Source organism: Parafrigoribacterium soli, assembly GCF_040227235.1.
Classification (GTDB): domain Bacteria; phylum Actinomycetota; class Actinomycetes; order Actinomycetales; family Microbacteriaceae; genus Parafrigoribacterium_A; species Parafrigoribacterium_A soli.
The window spans coordinates 201,666-216,330 of the sequence record NZ_JBELNZ010000004.1 but is presented as its reverse complement, the minus strand read 5'-3'; the positions used below and the strand labels follow the sequence as shown (position 1 = coordinate 216,330).

Here is a 14,665-nt window from a genome sequence, read left to right as displayed (position 1 = left end):
CTGGATGGATGGACCTTCCGCTCAGCTCCGCGCAGGCGGCCTCCCTTCTCATCCTCGACGAGACCGGTTCGACCAACGACGAGCTGGTGCGTCGCTCGGTCGCGAGCGAGCAGCCCGAGTTCGCCGTGGTGCTCACGACGAGTCAGACCGCCGGTCGTGGTCGTCTCGGGCGGGTCTGGGTGGCGCCCGCGGGCAAGACGCTCGCGGTCTCGGTGCTGCTGCGTCCGGCCACTCCCGCCGGTCAACCGCTCGGCTTCGAGCATCTCGGGTGGCTTCCGCTGCTCGCGGGCGTCGCGATGACGCGCGCGGTAGCCTCGCAGGTTCCCGAGCGACGCGTCACGCTGAAGTGGCCGAACGACGTGCAGGTCGACGGGGCAAAGATCGCGGGCATCCTCGCGGAGCTTCTGCCGAACGCGGGCGGCGTGGTCATCGGGGTCGGGGTGAACCTCTCCTTCGAGCGAGACGAACTGCCCACTTCGACATCCACCTCGCTCATGCTCGCCGGTGCCGAGCGCACCGGCGACGAACTGGTGGATGCGGTGCTCTCGGCATACCTCACCGAGCTGCGCGCCCTCTACCGCGACTTTCTCGATCACGGTGCGGACCCCGACGCGAGCGGACTGCGCGCGGCCGTCGTCGCGCTGTGCAGCACGCTCGGCCAGCGAGTCAAGGTGCAGCTGCCCGGCGACGAACTACTCTTCGGCGAGGCGACGGGGATCGATGAGAGCGGCAGACTACTCGTCGCGGGCGATGGCGGCGTTCAGGCTGTCGCCGCAGGCGACGTGACCCATCTGCGGTATGAATGACACATGTCGAGCCAGAATCCGGACGGTGAGCGCGTCGTCGCACGACTGCGCCCGCACGGCCGGGCGCTCTTCTGGCCCTCGATCATCCTGATCGCGGCTGTCGGGGCGGCGGGTTATCTGCAGGGCAGCTTTCCGCTCGACTGGGAGAACCTGCTCGTTCCCGTGGCGGCCGCGATCGTCGCGGTACTGCTGTGGCTCCTGCCCCTGCTGAGTTGGCTCGGCACGCGCTACATCATCACCACCCGGCGCGTCGTGCTGCGCCACGGCCTCTTCACCAGGGTGCGTCAGGAGTTGCTGCACAGCAGGGGCTACGACGTGACGGTGCGTAAGGGCGCGATGCAGAGCATGTTGGGAAGCGGCAACGTCGAAATTAACACCGGCCTCGATCATCCGGTCGTGCTGAGCGATGTGCCGAATGCCGACCTGGTGCAGGCGGCGCTGCACGACCTCATGGAGGCGAGCCTCAATCCGATTGCCGCCAGGCGTCAGGCGGAGGCCTCGCGCGCGCCAGACGAGACGACGGCCTGGGGCACGCGCTAGCGGCCACCCTCGATCCGATACCCTGCGTTAGGGTCCCTGCAGTATGGAGCGTTAAAACAACCTATGAAAATCTCAGTGATCGGTTGCGGCTATCTTGGCGCAGTCCACGCGGCGTGCCTTGCTTCGTTGGGCCACGAGGTCGTCGGAATCGACATCGACAGTTCCAAGATCGAGATGCTCGCGAACGGCAATCCGCCGTTCTTCGAACCGGGGCTGCCGGAACTCCTCACCTCCGCGGTCGCGAGCGGGCGCCTCACATTCAGCACCGAGCTTTCCGCCGCAGCGGGCAGTCGCGTGCACTTCATCGCGGTAGGAACGCCACAGCTCCCCGACAGCTACGCCGCAGACATCAGCTACGTTGACGCAGCATTCAATGCTCTCGTTCCGCACCTCGCCGCGGGGGACCTGGTCGTCGGCAAATCCACCGTTCCGGTGGGAACCGCGGCGCGGCTTGCGCAAGTGCTGAAGGACAGTGGCGCGGATGCCCGACTCGCCTGGAACCCGGAGTTTCTTCGGGAAGGGTTCGCCGTCAAAGACACCGTGGCACCCGACCGACTGGTCTATGGCTTCGACCCCGACGATTCTCTGAGCGAGGCCATCCTCGACGAGGTCTACGCAACGGCGGTGGCGAATGGAACCCCCAAGGTCGTCACCGATTTCGCTACAGCGGAGTTGGTGAAGGTGTCGGCGAACGCGTTTTTGGCGACGAAAATATCGTTCATCAACGCCATGGCCGAGATCGCCGAAGCGACGGGTGCTGACGTCACGCAGTTGGCGGACGCCATCGGACACGATGTGCGAATCGGTCGCCGCTTTCTCAACGCCGGCCTCGGCTTCGGCGGAGGCTGCCTGCCGAAGGACATCAGGGCATTCCAGGCGCGGGCTTCCGAATTGGGGCTGGATCAGAGCCTCGGCTTCCTCCGCGAGGTCGACGCCATCAACCTGCGCCGTAGAGAGCGGATGGTGGCGCTTGCCGCAGAAGCCGTCGGCGGCTCCGTCGTCGGCAAACGCATCGCGGTGCTTGGACTCGCGTTCAAGCCGAACTCCGATGACGTGCGAGACTCCCCGGCCCTCGACGTGGCCATGCGATTGGCTGAGCTTGGCGCGACGGTGGTGGCCACGGATCCGCAGGCCGTCGAGACCGCGCGCGCACGGTATCCGCACCTCGACTATGTCGCGTCGGCCGAGGCCGCGGCGAAGGATGCGGATGCGGTGCTGGTGATGACAGAGTGGAAGAATTACCGCGAACTCGACCCGAGCGTGCTCGGCGCGTTGGTGTGGCAGCGAAGCGTGGTGGACGGCCGCAATTGCCTCGATGCCGCGCTGTGGCAGGGCGCGGGCTGGAACTACCGAGCACTCGGCCGTCGCTGACCTCGGTGCGGGGCGTTTCCCACATCACATAATCGTTCTGGAGGAAATCTGGTGCTCACTGTTGGCGTGATCGGTGGCGGACAACTCGCCCGGATGATGATCCCCGCGGCGGTCGCCCTCGGCATCCGCCTGCGGGTGCTCGCCGAAAACGCGGGAGAATCGGCCGACCTCGCCACCACGGCGCTCGGTGACTACCGCAATCTGGATGATGTGCTGCGGTTTGCGCGCGAGGTGGACGTGGTCACGTTCGACCACGAGCACGTGCCGCAGGAGGTGCTGCGTGCGCTCGTCGAGGCCGGTATCGCCGTGAGACCCGGACCGGATGCGCTGCTCTACGCCCAGGACAAGCTTCTGATGCGCGAACGGCTGAGCGCTCTCGGCCTTCCCGTGCCCGAGTGGGCGAGGGTCGAGTCCACGGCCGAGCTGCAGGCCTTTCTCGACGAGAACGGCGGCAGGGGCGTCGTGAAGACGCCGCGGGGCGGCTACGACGGGCACGGCGTGCGCGTCGTCTCGAGCGCGGAGGAGGCCGCCGACTGGTTCACCGGTGACGCCCTGCTGGTGGAGGAGCTGGTCGAGTACCGGCGGGAGCTCGCCCAGTCCGTGGCGCGCCGACCCTCGGGCGAGATCGTCGCGTGGACCGTGGTCGAAAGCGTGCAGCGCGACGGTGTTTGCGCCGAGGTCATCGCGCCGGCCCCCGCATCCGCCGGGAGGATCGCCGAGGTCGCCTCGGACATCGCCTTCACCATCGCCGAGAGCCTCGGCGTCACGGGTGTGCTCGCGGTCGAGCTGTTCGAGACCACCGACGACCGGCTGCTGGTGAACGAGCTCGCCATGCGCCCGCACAACACCGGACACTGGAGCATCGACGGCTCCACCACGAGCCAGTTCGAGCAGCACCTGCGGGCCGTGCTCGACCTGCCGCTCGGGGCCACGGGCTGCCGCGAACCCTGGTCGGTGATGGTCAACATCCTCGGCGGACCGGAGCACGATTCGCTCGACGACCGTTACGCGGCGGCGATGGCGGATGAGCCCACGGTCAAGATCCACAACTACGGCAAGGACCCACGGCCGGGTCGCAAGGTTGGCCACGTCACGGCCGGTGGCGACGTGCTCGATGACGTCGTGTACCGGGCGCGGGTCACTGCCAGCCATTTTGAGGGTTGACCCATAGCATGGAGCCCATGCCAGCCCCGCTCGTTGCCGTCGTCATGGGCTCCGATTCCGACTGGAGCGTGATGGCGGATGCCGCCGCCGCGCTCACCGAGTTCGGCATCGCCCACGAGGTCGAGGTGCTCTCCGCGCACCGCACGCCCGAGCGGATGATCGCGTTCGGCAAGGCGGCCGCCGGTCGCGGCATCCGGGTCATCATCGCCGGTGCGGGCGGCGCCGCCCACCTGCCAGGCATGCTCGCCTCGGTCACGACGCTCCCCGTCGTCGGAGTGCCGGTGCCGCTGTCGAGGCTCGACGGCCTCGACTCGCTGCTCTCGATCGTGCAGATGCCCGCGGGCATCCCCGTCGCCACCGTCTCGATCGGCGGCGCGCGCAATGCGGGGCTCCTCGCCGCGCGCATCCTCGGCTCGTCCGACCCGGATCTCGCTACCGCGCTCGCCGAATACGCCTCGAGCCTCGAGGCCATGGTCGACGAGAAGAACCAGGCTCTTAAGTCGAAACTGTGAGCCAGTCTGCTTCCGCGGCCGCGCATCCGGTCCGTTACCCCGACCTCGGTTCGCGACCGATCATGACGAAACGCGCCTGGTGGCTGATCGGGCTCAACCTGCTCATCCCGGGCTCTGCGCAGATGCTCGCGGGCAACCGGCGGCTTGGCCGATTCGGGGTGGGCACGACGTTCCTGCTCTGGGCGCTCGCGATCATCGGGCTCGTCGTGTTCTGGTTGGCGCCCACGGTGATCTACTCCGTCGCAACGAACGTGATCGCGCTCACGGTCGCGCAGATCCTGCTCGTCGGTTACGCCCTCCTCTGGATCGTGCTCACCCTCGACACACTTCGGCTCGTGAAGCTTGTGCGCACTCGTCCGGCAGCCCGCGGGTTTCTCGCCGCTCTCGCGGTGCTCGCGCTCGTCGTCACGGCGGGGACCGCGAGCTACGGCGCGGTCATCGCCGCCTCGGCACGGTCATCGATCTCCTCGGTGTTCAGTGTGGGCAAGGGCTACGTTGCGCCGGTGAATGGGCGGTACAACATCCTGCTGCTCGGCGGCGACGCCGGATCGGACCGGATGGGCCTGCGGCCCGACAGCACCTCCGTCGCAAGCGTGGACGCCGTCACCGGCGACACGACCATCATCGGCATTCCGCGCAATCTCGAGCGTGTGCCCTTCGTCGACAACTCGCCACTGTGGGGCCCTTTCCCGAACGGGTACGACTGCGGCGACCAGTGCCTCATCGACTACCTCTACACGTACGGCGAGGAGCACAAGAGCCTCTATCCGAACGCGGACAAGGAGGGCAGCAACGCCGGTGTCGAGGCGATGAAAGACGCCGTGGAGGCCGTGCTCGGACTGAAGATCCAGTTCTATGCCTTGATCGACATGCAGGGCTTCGCCGACCTCGTCGACGCGCTTGGCGGAGTGACCGTGGATGTGCCGACGCGCACGCCCATCGGAGGCGTCACGGGCAAGCGGCCGGCCGGGTGGATCGAGGCCGGAACGCAGCACATGAACGGCGCCACCGCGCTCTGGTACGGCAGGTCGCGGTACGACTCGAACGACTTCGAGCGGATGGCGCGCCAGCGGCAGGTGCAGGAGGCGATCATCCGGCAGTTCAAACCGGGGGTCGTGCTGAGCAAGTTCCAGGCGGTGGCAAAGGCTGGCACGCAGGTCGTCAAGACGGATGTGCCCGCCGAGATGCTCGGTTCCTTCGTCGAACTGGGGGAGCGCGCACGCAAGCTGCCGGTGAAGCACCTCGAGTTGGTGCCGCCGGAATTCGACTCTGCGCATCCCGATTTCGACAAGATCCGTGCCGCGGTGAAAGCGGCGATAGCTCCGGTCACGCACACGCCGAAGCCCTGAGACGGTCCGAGGCTCTGTCCCGAAGAGTTAGTTGACATCAGTCAACTAGCTGCCTATAGTTGACCTTCGTCAACCATTGGCCCAGCGTCGAGCCGATTTCACTCTTCACTCTTTTCTGGAGTCGCTCCATGTCGCATCCTGTCGACACACCGGCCACTGACGCCGCAACCGAATCACCTGTCATGTCGCGCCGCCAGGTGCTCGAGGCGCTCTCCGGGCTCCTGCTCGGCATGTTCGTCTCGATCCTCGCCGGCACCGTCGTCTCCACGTCGCTGCCCCGCATCATCGCCGACCTGCACGGCGACCAGGCCGCCTTCACCTGGGTCGTCACCGCGACCCTGCTGGCGACGACGGTGTCGACTCCCATTTGGGGAAAGTTTGCCGAGCTGTTCAGCCGCAAGCTGCTCATTCAACTCTCACTCGTGATCTTCGTACTGGGTTCGGCGCTCGCCGGCTTCTCGCAGGACACCGGAACGCTCATCGTCTTCCGGGTGCTGCAGGGGCTCGGCGCCGGTGGCCTCACCGCGCTCAGCCAGATCATCATGGCCGACATCATCAGCCCGCGTGAGCGTGGCCGCTACATGGGACTGTTCGGCGCCGTCATGGCGCTCGGCACCGTCGGTGGCCCGCTCATCGGTGGCGTCATCACCGACTCGATTGGATGGCGTTGGAACTTCTTCGTCGGCGCTCCCGTCGCAATCGCCGCGATCATCCTGCTGCAGCTGACCCTGCACCTGCCGAAGCTGCGCAAGCAGAAGGTGCGCATCGACTACCTGGGCGCCATCCTCATCGCCGGTGGCGTCTCGCTGCTGATGATCTGGGTGACCATGGCCGGCAACCAGTTCGACTGGATGAGCTGGACAACCGCATGGATGGTCGGCGGAGCGGTCGTGATGCTCGTCGCCGCGGTGATCGTGGAACTCAACGTGGCAGAGCCCATCATCCCGATGACCCTGTTCACGAACCGCACGTTCACGCTCGCGGTCATCGCCAGCATCTCCGTGGGTGTCGCCATGTTCGGCACCTCGGTGTTCCTCAGCCAGTACATGCAGCTCGCCCGTGGCGCGACGCCCACCGAGTCCGGCCTGCTGACGCTGCCGATGATCATCGGACTTCTCGTCTCGTCCACCGTGATCGGCCAGCTGATCAGCAAGTACGGCAAGTGGAAGCGCTACATGGTCTCCGGCGCGGCGCTGCTGACCATCGGCATGTTCCTCATGGGAACGATTCACTACAACACGAACTACGTGCTCGTCTCGATCTACATGTTCGTGCTCGGCGCCGGAGTCGGCATGGTCATGCAGAACCTCGTGCTCATCGTGCAGAACACCGTGTCGCCCGCCAACATCGGAACCTCGAGCGCATCGGTGTCGTTCTTCCGCAGCCTCGGTGGCACGATCGGCGTCTCGGTCATGGGATCGGTGCTCGGCACGCAGGTGCTGAACATGATGACCGAGCGTTCGGATGACCTCAAGGCCGCCCTCATGAAGCTGGGTGCCGAAGGGGCCAAGATCGGTCAGGCGCTGCAGAGCGGAACGATCCCGAAGGTCAACGATCTTCCGCCGAGCGTTCGCGTGATCATCGAGTCGATCTACGGACAGTCGGTCGCCGACATCTTCCTCGTGGCCGCGCCGCTCGCCATTGTGAGCCTCATTGCGATCGCCTTCCTGCCGAACATCAAGCTCGGCTCGAAGACCACGATCGAGCAGCTCGCCGAGGAGAAGAAGGCGGTGGGTGAGAACACCGGCTCGATTCTCATCGACATGAGCGAGGGCTTCGTCGCCCAGGAGCCGATCGAAGATGCTCTGCAGCGTCAGGCCGCGGGCAGTGAGTCGACCACTCGGTCATAATGAATGGCATGAGTCTCGACCAGGCGATCGACGGCATCCCCGTGCAGACAACGGATGCCGCGATCGCCCGGGTCGAGGACCAGTTCAGCGTGATGCACCGCCACATGAAGGCCGGAATGCGCAGGCGTGCCAGTCGGGTGCATCCTGATCTCGCTGTGCTCGGATACATGATCCTCAGCACCATCCAGAAGTGCGGACCGACGCATGCGGGCGCATTGGCCGAGCGGCTGGATATCGACAAGGGTTTGCTCAGCCGGCAGCTGCGAGCCCTCGAGGAGCTCGGCCTGTTGGCTCGCGAGTCCGACCCGACAGACAAACGTGCCGCGTTCATCTCGCTCTCGCCGGAGGGCGTCGAACGGGTGGCAGCCGTGCGCGCGGCCGATCGTGCGGTGCTCTACGACCAATTGCGCGACTGGGAGGTCGACGACCTCGAGAAGCTCGCCGAGCTGCTCTCGAGAGTCAACGCGATCGACGCCTGACCGGCACGGTTTCGATACGCTCGTACCTCGCTACTCAACCCGCTGTCACAGGTCGGCGTGCAGCTGCCAGACCTTCTCGGCCGAGTCACGCCAGCTGAAGTTGCGAGCTCGATCCAACCCGCTGAACCGCAGCCTCTCGGCCAGAGCCGGGTCATCGAGCACCGAGCGAACGGCTTCCGCCAGCCGCTTCGGATAGCCCTCACGGTCGTCGCGCTTCACGGTGACCCCGGCGCCCGCGGCGACCTCGACGACGGCCGCATCATCCGAGTGCACCACCGGGGTCCCGAAGTTGAAGGCCTCGATCACCGGCAGGCCGAAGCCCTCGGCGAGGCTCGGGAAGACGAAGACGGATGCGCGGTCGAGCGCGACCGCGAGGTCGGCGTCCGCGAGATACCCGAGGCTCCTCACGCGACCCTCTTCGAGTCCTGCCTCCGCGGCGAGTGTTTTCACATCGAGCCCGCTCGACGTCTCCGGGCCGGCGATGAGCAGCGGCACGCCGGCCAGTGCGGGGTCGGCCATGGCCGAGATGAGCGCGCCGACGCCCTTGTGTGGCTGCAGCGATCCGACACTCAGGATGTAGCGATCCGGGAGTTCCAGTCGCTCGGCACGCACGTCGGGATCCACCGGAACGGTGAGCTTCGAGCTGACCGCGCCGCCGATCACGCGAATGCGATCGCCGAAGTCGTGGATCTCCGCCAGCTGTGAGGCGACGGCGTGGGTGGGCACGACGACCGCATCCGCATATTTGTATGCGCGCTTCGCCATCGCGCGATACCAGTGCACGCGCCGCGACGAGAGGATGTCCGGGTGCGACCACGGAATCGTGTCGTGCACGGTGACCACGACCTGGTCGCCCGCGTTGTTCAGTCGGTCGTGCCTGGCGAGGGGAGCGAAAAGGCTGGGTGCGTGCAGCATGCCCTTGCCGGGCAGACGCGTGAAGCCGTACTGCCAGGCCAGCTGCAGTTGCTTGCGGTCGAGCGCACTCTTGAACAGGCCACTCATGCCGGGAAGCAGTGTCGCGAGTCGTTGGTAGTCGCTCTCGGGTGAGGCAGAAACGATTCCCGTGACCTCGCAGCCCGCGGGCGCTGCATTGATGAGTTCGCGGGTGAGCTCTTCGGTGTAACGTCCGATTCCGCCTGGAGTCGGTCCGACGATCCGATCGACGATCACTCGCAGCGTGGTCATTCCTGCTCTGTCACTCCCGCTTCGTTATTCGTGATTCAGTACCCCGTTCGCCGCGGCGTCCTGGAGGGCAACGCGCCAGTCGCGCATGGCTTCGAGTCCGACCCTGCTCCAGGAGTCGTGGCCAAGCACCGAGTACGCGGGCCGCGGAGCCGGCCGCACGAACTGTGAGCTGTCGGTGGGCCTGACCCTATCAGGATCGAGTTTGGAGACCCTGAAGATCTCCCGGGTGAAGTCGTACCAGCTCGCCTCGCCCGAGGCCGTGGCGTTATGAATCCCGGATGTCGCCCCGGAGTCGAGCAGCGCGACGATCTGCCGTGCAAGGTCGAGGGTCCAGGTCGGCTGCCCCACCTGGTCGGTGACCACGCTCACGGTCTCATGGGTGGCCGCGAGTCGCAGCATCGTCTTCGCGAAGTTCGGGCCGTGTGCGCCGTAGAGCCAGGCGGTGCGGATGATGATGGTGCGTTCCGGGTTCGCCTCCAGTGCCAGCCGCTCGCCCTCCGCCTTCGTGCGGCCGTAGGCGGACACCGGGTTCACCGCGGCGTCCTCCGCATACGGCGAGGTTGCCGCGCCGTCGAAGACGTAGTCGGTGGAGACCTGCACGAGTACCGCTCCGTGGGCGGCGGCCGCGGTGGCGAGGTTCGCGGCGCCCGTCGCGTTGATGGCGTAGGCGTCGGCCTCGTGGGTCTCGGCGTCATCGACCTTCGTGTAGGCGGCAGCGTTGATCACCACGTCGTGGCCCGCGACGGCTGCAAGTACCGCATCGGCGTCCGTGACATCGAGTTCGGCGCGGGACAGTGCGGTGACGTCGCGGCCGGCCAGGGCATCCTGCAGGTCGCGGCCGAGCATCCCGCTGGCCCCGGTGATCAGATATTTCATGTGGCTCCTCAACGTGGGCGACCGCCTCGAGCATTTCGCGGTGGTGGTCTCGAAGCCAACTACTTCCGTGGCCTTACTTAGCCCGGGCAAGCGCGGCCCAAAACAATCCTAGGGTCGAGCGGGGGAGGAGGAGACGGCGGCGCTCTGGGCGCGACGGCGCTGAGTGCCACGGTACCCTTGGTGCGGGCTTCACACTTCTGCTCGACCTTCGGGATTCTCTCGCGGCCATGGTGTGACAGCATGAAAGCGAGCCAATCGCGTGCTTCATCCCTCGTAACCGGAGATTATCTGTGGCAGCTAACAACGACGAAAGCGCACCCCAGGACACTTCTTACGTTGAGTGGAAGGGCTGGGTCACTGAGGTTCCGTTCGGAGACCTGCCTCGCGGCGAAAAGGCGTACTTCAACCGTGAACTTCGAGATGTTACTCGTCGCGCGCGTCCCATCCGCAGCGTGCTCGAGGTGGGCTTTGGAAACGGAGCCTTCCTTGAATATTGCCGCGGGCGCGGCTGGCAGGTTGCGGGCACCGAACTTGAACTCGAGCTTATAGATGCGGCGCGGATTCGCGGTTTCACCGCGTATTCACCGGCCGATGTCGACAAGATCCCGGATGACTCGTTGGACCTGATTGCGGCATTTGATGTGCTCGAACACATTCCTCAGGAACACGTTGTCGCGTTGTTGCAGACTCTGTCCACCAAGCTGCGAAGCGACGGCTGCATGATCTTCCGCTTTCCGAACGTCGACAGCTGGCTCGGGAATCCACTGCAGTTTGGTGACCCGACGCATGTCACGGCGATCGGCTATCTCAAGATGACCAATTTCGCCCTGCGGTCCGGCCTCAGGATCGTCACGTTCCGGGCCGCGACGAGGCACGGTTTCGCCACCTCGATTCCGCACGGAATCTATGGCGTTGTGGTGGCACCGATCGTCGACACCATCGCGTATCTCAAGCGGCTGCTGTACTTCCCGGGAATCCCGGTTGTGCTCTCAACGTCGAATGTCGTGTGCGTGGTGCAGCGGCGATAGCAGGCAGTTCGCTAGAGCGCTGCCCGCTCCTTGAGCGGCTCCCACCAGGCGCGGTTGTCGCGGTACCACTGCACGACATCCGCGAGCCCCTGCTCGAAGGGAACCTGCGGGGCATACCCCAGCTCGGCGCTGATCTTGGCGATGTCTACGGAGTAGCGCAGGTCGTGACCGAGGCGGTCCTCGACGCGGTCGACGTACGACCAGTCCTTGCCGGTCGCATCGAGCAGCAGCTGGGTGAGCTCCTTGTTCGTGAGCTCGGTGCCGCCGCCGATGTTGTAGATCTCGCCCGCGCGACCGCCGGTGAGAACGAGGGCGATGCCGCGGCAGTGGTCGTCCACGTGCAGCCAGTCCCGGATGTTGTTGCCCTCGCCGTAGAGCGGAACGTGCTTGTCGTCGATGAGGTTCGTGACAAACAGCGGGATGACCTTTTCTGGAAAGTGGTAGGGCCCGTAGTTGTTTGAGCAACGCGTGATCGAGAGGTTCAGCCCGTGAGTGCGGAAGTAGCTGCGCGCGAGCAGATCGCTGCCCGCCTTGGACGCGGAATATGGCGAGTTGGGTTCGAGCGGTCGGGTCTCGTCCCAGGAGCCCTCTGCGATCGAGCCGTAGACCTCGTCAGTTGACACGTGCACGAAGCGCTGGAGGTTCGCGCGCAGCGCCGCGTCGAGCAGTCTCTGCGTGCCGAGCACGTTGGTCTCGACGAAGATCGAGGCGTCGCGCACCGAGCGGTCGACGTGCGATTCCGCAGCGAAGTGCACGACGGCGTCGACGGTCGGCAGCAGCTGGTCGAGCAGGTCTGAGTCGCGGATGTCGCCCTGCACGAAGCTGTATCGCGGTGAGGAGGCGACCGGCGCCAGGTTCTCGAGGTTGCCCGAGTAGGTGAGTGCATCGAGCACGACGACCTCCGCGCCCTCGAGGCCGGGGTAGGCATCCTGCAGCGTGCGCCGCACGAAGTTTGAGCCGATGAAGCCGGCTCCGCCGGTGACGAGAATTTTCATGCAATATCCCTTGGTCTTTACAAGCCTTGACGATTCTAACGGGGACGCCCGGCGTGCCGACTGTTCATGGAGGGACCGTCTCCCATCGGCATGTCTTCGGGGGCCGTCGGGCGCGGTGTCGTTTTGACAACGCAACGAGAGGCTAAGCATGCGGACCAGGAATGCCACAAGGCGCCGGACTTCCGCACTCGCGAGCTTTTTACTCGTCGGTCTAGTTGCGTTCGCTCTACCACCCGCGGCAACGGCCGCCGGGCAGGATCACCCCGTCGCTGCGGCATCCAGTACCCCCGCGGACGACACCGTCAGCGCGGCGCAACTCCTGGGCTCGGCGTCCGACCACTTCTCCACGCAGCGTGACGCTCCGCTCAATGCTGCACAAGAGGTGCGGATCGCCGGTCTGGTGCAGGCCGATCACACGATCGATGTCGCGGTTGTTCTTCCGGCTGGATACACCGGATCGTCGTCCTTTATCACCGACAGCGCGGTGTCATCTCTCGTTGCACAGACGGCGAGCTATTGGGAGTCCCAAACCCAACTGCAGGTCAAATCTCTTTCCGAGCCACTGGCACCGGTGCACTATTCCAGCTCCTTGGGCTGCGGCCAGCGCGAGGCCATGTGGCAGGAGGCCGCGCTCAAATTCGGTCACTCCAGCCTGAGCTATTACCTCTCAGCTGCGTCTCATCACCTTCTGGTTATTGTCCCGGGCTCCCCTTCGAGCGGCGGCTGTGCGGCGGCAGGTTACGGGAGTGTCGGAACAGACTCGGTAGGGACTCCGAATACTGCCAACGGCGGCACCCTCTGGATGGGTTCGCTGGGCACGAATGACCTCGACATCCTCGCCCACGAGTTCGGGCACAACCTCGGCCTGGAGCATTCCAATGGGCATTCCTGCCCGACCGTCGGCATGACGGAAGGCGTCTTTGATCCGGCTACCGGCGCTTTTTCGGATGGGTGCAGTGATGACGAATACGGCGACGAGTACGACGTCATGGGTGCTGCCTGGTCCGTTCAATCACAAGGAACGGTCCACGTCAACGCCAAGCCACCTTCGCTGAATGTGACTCACAAGGAGCGGCTGGGAGTGGTCGCGACCGGAGAGGTGCAGGACATATCACTCGCCGCGACTTCGGCAACGTCCTCGACGACGGTGGCTATAGGAACGACGGGCGCTGCATCCGGACGCCGCGCCGTTCGGGTAACGGATCCTCGCACGGGGCTGATCTACTTCGTTGATTTCAGGGGAGGCGGCGGGAACGACACCGGTGCTCTCTACGCGACTGGCCTCTTGAACTGGTACGGCGCAGACATCGGGGTGCGTGTGCTGACGATACGACCCGACGGATCATCGGTGGTATTTCGATCTCCTGGCGCGACCATTGACGGCCGTAAGGAATACCTCACGTCCGGCCAAAGTTTTTCGACGCGGTCGGGAGGCATCACCGTCAAGGTGGTGAGTATGGTCGCGGGGGGAAGTGCGACCATCACGGTGAGTCTCACGAAACTGGCGGCGGGCGCTGCCGTTACCCGTGTGTCAGGCGTCGATCGCTACGCGACTGCTGCGCAGATCTCTCTCGCTGGCTATCCGGGCACGGCGCCGATCGTGTACGTCGCGGCGGGAACAAATTACCCCGATGCGCTAGCTGCTGCGCCCATTGCGGCGCTCAAGGGCGGCCCCTTGTTGCTCACCATGCCGACGACATTGCCCACGGTTGTAGCTGATGCGATCAAGCGGCTAAAGCCCCAAAAAATCGTCATCGTGGGTGGTTCGAACGCCGTATCGTCCGGCGTGGAGGCGAGCTTGCGGCTTCTTGCTCCCACGACCCTTCGATTGGCTGGGACCGATCGATATGACACCGCACGCGCGATTATCGAGGACGCCTATCGGGTCGCACCAGGGGCTTATTCGCCCGTGTCCAGCGCCTACATCGCGACCGGCAGCAACTATCCGGACGCTCTCTCAGCTGCGGCAGCAGCCGGCGCGCGAGGGGTACCTGTTATCCTGGTGAACGGCACGGCCAGCAGCGTCGACGCGGCAAGCCTCGCCCTCATCCGTCTGCTCGGAATCTCAAACGTGACGATAGCGGGCGGCACCGCGGTGGTGTCAGCCGGCGTGGAATCCTCATTGAGGAGTGCTGGGCTGACTGTGTCGCGCAAGGGCGGCGTCGACCGCTTTCAGACCTCCCAATTCGTGAATGAGGCCTTCACGAGCGCCACGCAGGCCCTGTTCGCCACCGGATATCAGTTCCCTGATGCGCTCGCCGGCGCCGCACTTGCCGGCGCGCGCAAGGCGCCGCTCTATGCCGTGCCGTCGACATGCGTCCCGGTTGCGGTTCTGGACCGGCTTTCGAGCCTCAATGTCACGTCGATCACTCTGCTCGGCGGAGAGAACGCTCTCACCGCGGCGGTGCAATCGCTTGCACCATGCGTGTGACTGGTGTTGCAAATGTTATGTCACTGGCTAGTATCGAGTGCAGACAATCTAAACGGGGGCACGGATAGATGAGTATCGT

General features: G+C 65.3%; 13 protein-coding genes. 10 read left to right on the top strand and 3 right to left on the bottom strand.

The features are described 5' to 3' along the window. Positions 1 to 8 precede the first annotated feature (8 nt). From ABUA37_RS12340 to ABUA37_RS12305, 8 genes are all read left to right on the top strand, one after another. Positions 9 to 806, top strand: coding sequence for a biotin--[acetyl-CoA-carboxylase] ligase (locus ABUA37_RS12340; RefSeq protein WP_349899505.1), 798 nt, complete (start codon positions 9 to 11; stop codon positions 804 to 806). Positions 807 to 809: 3 nt separating this feature from the next. Further along, entirely contained in the window at positions 810 to 1,346 is a 537-nt protein-coding gene (locus ABUA37_RS12335) for a PH domain-containing protein (protein ID WP_349899504.1), read from the top strand. A 63-nt stretch (positions 1,347 to 1,409) separates the two neighbouring features. Beyond that, positions 1,410 to 2,717: a UDP-glucose dehydrogenase family protein gene (locus tag ABUA37_RS12330; protein WP_349899503.1), complete on the top strand. Its 1,308-nt coding sequence runs from the start codon at positions 1,410 to 1,412 to the stop codon at positions 2,715 to 2,717. A 48-nt stretch (positions 2,718 to 2,765) separates the two neighbouring features. Beyond that, positions 2,766 to 3,881: a 5-(carboxyamino)imidazole ribonucleotide synthase gene (locus ABUA37_RS12325; RefSeq protein WP_349899870.1), complete on the top strand. Its 1,116-nt coding sequence runs from the start codon at positions 2,766 to 2,768 to the stop codon at positions 3,879 to 3,881. 8 nt (positions 3,882 to 3,889) lie between these two features. After that, complete coding sequence (gene purE / locus ABUA37_RS12320) at positions 3,890 to 4,393, top strand: 5-(carboxyamino)imidazole ribonucleotide mutase (RefSeq protein ID WP_349899502.1); 504 nt, start codon at positions 3,890 to 3,892, stop codon at positions 4,391 to 4,393. After that, the gene (locus tag ABUA37_RS12315) at positions 4,390 to 5,742 is read left to right on the top strand and encodes an LCP family protein (RefSeq protein WP_349899501.1); all 1,353 of its coding nucleotides are present in this window, start codon (positions 4,390 to 4,392) and stop codon (positions 5,740 to 5,742) included. Before purE ends, ABUA37_RS12315 begins: the two co-directional genes overlap by 4 nt. 182 nt (positions 5,743 to 5,924) lie before the next feature. After that, positions 5,925 to 7,592: an MDR family MFS transporter gene (locus tag ABUA37_RS12310; RefSeq protein ID WP_349899500.1), complete on the top strand. Its 1,668-nt coding sequence runs from the start codon at positions 5,925 to 5,927 to the stop codon at positions 7,590 to 7,592. An 8-nt stretch (positions 7,593 to 7,600) separates the two neighbouring features. Then, positions 7,601 to 8,071, top strand: a complete 471-nt coding sequence (locus ABUA37_RS12305) for a MarR family winged helix-turn-helix transcriptional regulator (protein WP_349899499.1) — start codon at positions 7,601 to 7,603, stop codon at positions 8,069 to 8,071. Positions 8,072 to 8,116: 45 nt separating this feature from the next. On the opposite strand, the gene ABUA37_RS12300 is transcribed toward ABUA37_RS12305, so the two are convergent. Both ABUA37_RS12300 and rfbD read right to left on the bottom strand, forming a co-directional pair. Further along, a complete protein-coding gene (locus tag ABUA37_RS12300) occupies positions 8,117 to 9,256 on the bottom strand; it encodes a glycosyltransferase family 4 protein (protein ID WP_349899498.1) in 1,140 nt (379 codons plus the stop codon). Between the two features lie 24 nt (positions 9,257 to 9,280). After that, a complete protein-coding gene (gene rfbD, locus ABUA37_RS12295; protein WP_349899497.1) occupies positions 9,281 to 10,132 on the bottom strand; it encodes a dTDP-4-dehydrorhamnose reductase in 852 nt (283 codons plus the stop codon). Between the two features lie 290 nt (positions 10,133 to 10,422). Here rfbD and ABUA37_RS12290 point away from each other — a divergent pair, with 290 nt between their 5' ends. Further along, a complete protein-coding gene (locus tag ABUA37_RS12290) occupies positions 10,423 to 11,160 on the top strand; it encodes a class I SAM-dependent methyltransferase (RefSeq protein ID WP_349899496.1) in 738 nt (245 codons plus the stop codon). A gap of 11 nt (positions 11,161 to 11,171) precedes the next feature. On the opposite strand, the gene rfbB is transcribed toward ABUA37_RS12290, so the two are convergent. After that, positions 11,172 to 12,155: a dTDP-glucose 4,6-dehydratase gene (gene rfbB, locus ABUA37_RS12285; protein ID WP_349899495.1), complete on the bottom strand. Its 984-nt coding sequence runs from the start codon at positions 12,153 to 12,155 to the stop codon at positions 11,172 to 11,174. Positions 12,156 to 12,303: 148 nt separating this feature from the next. On the opposite strand from rfbB, the gene ABUA37_RS12280 reads away from it, so the two are divergent. Beyond that, a complete protein-coding gene (locus ABUA37_RS12280) occupies positions 12,304 to 14,586 on the top strand; it encodes a cell wall-binding repeat-containing protein (protein ID WP_349899494.1) in 2,283 nt (760 codons plus the stop codon). Positions 14,587 to 14,665 lie beyond the last annotated feature (79 nt).

Bases quoted from the DNA above. Each gene is read 5' to 3' on its own strand.
- ABUA37_RS12300 (WP_349899498.1), bottom strand. From the start codon at position 9,256: ATGACCACGCTGCGAGTGATCGTCGATCGGATCGTCGGACCGACTCCA.
- ABUA37_RS12330 (WP_349899503.1), top strand. From the start codon at position 1,410: ATGAAAATCTCAGTGATCGGTTGCGGCTATCTTGGCGCAGTCCACGCG.
- ABUA37_RS12305 (WP_349899499.1), top strand. From the start codon at position 7,601: ATGAGTCTCGACCAGGCGATCGACGGCATCCCCGTGCAGACAACGGAT.
- ABUA37_RS12340 (WP_349899505.1), top strand. From the start codon at position 9: ATGGACCTTCCGCTCAGCTCCGCGCAGGCGGCCTCCCTTCTCATCCTC.
- purE (WP_349899502.1), top strand. From the start codon at position 3,890: ATGGAGCCCATGCCAGCCCCGCTCGTTGCCGTCGTCATGGGCTCCGAT.
- rfbD (WP_349899497.1), bottom strand. From the start codon at position 10,132: ATGAAATATCTGATCACCGGGGCCAGCGGGATGCTCGGCCGCGACCTG.
- ABUA37_RS12310 (WP_349899500.1), top strand. From the start codon at position 5,925: ATGTCGCGCCGCCAGGTGCTCGAGGCGCTCTCCGGGCTCCTGCTCGGC.
- ABUA37_RS12280 (WP_349899494.1), top strand. From the start codon at position 12,304: ATGCGGACCAGGAATGCCACAAGGCGCCGGACTTCCGCACTCGCGAGC.
- ABUA37_RS12335 (WP_349899504.1), top strand. From the start codon at position 810: ATGTCGAGCCAGAATCCGGACGGTGAGCGCGTCGTCGCACGACTGCGC.
- rfbB (WP_349899495.1), bottom strand. From the start codon at position 12,155: ATGAAAATTCTCGTCACCGGCGGAGCCGGCTTCATCGGCTCAAACTTC.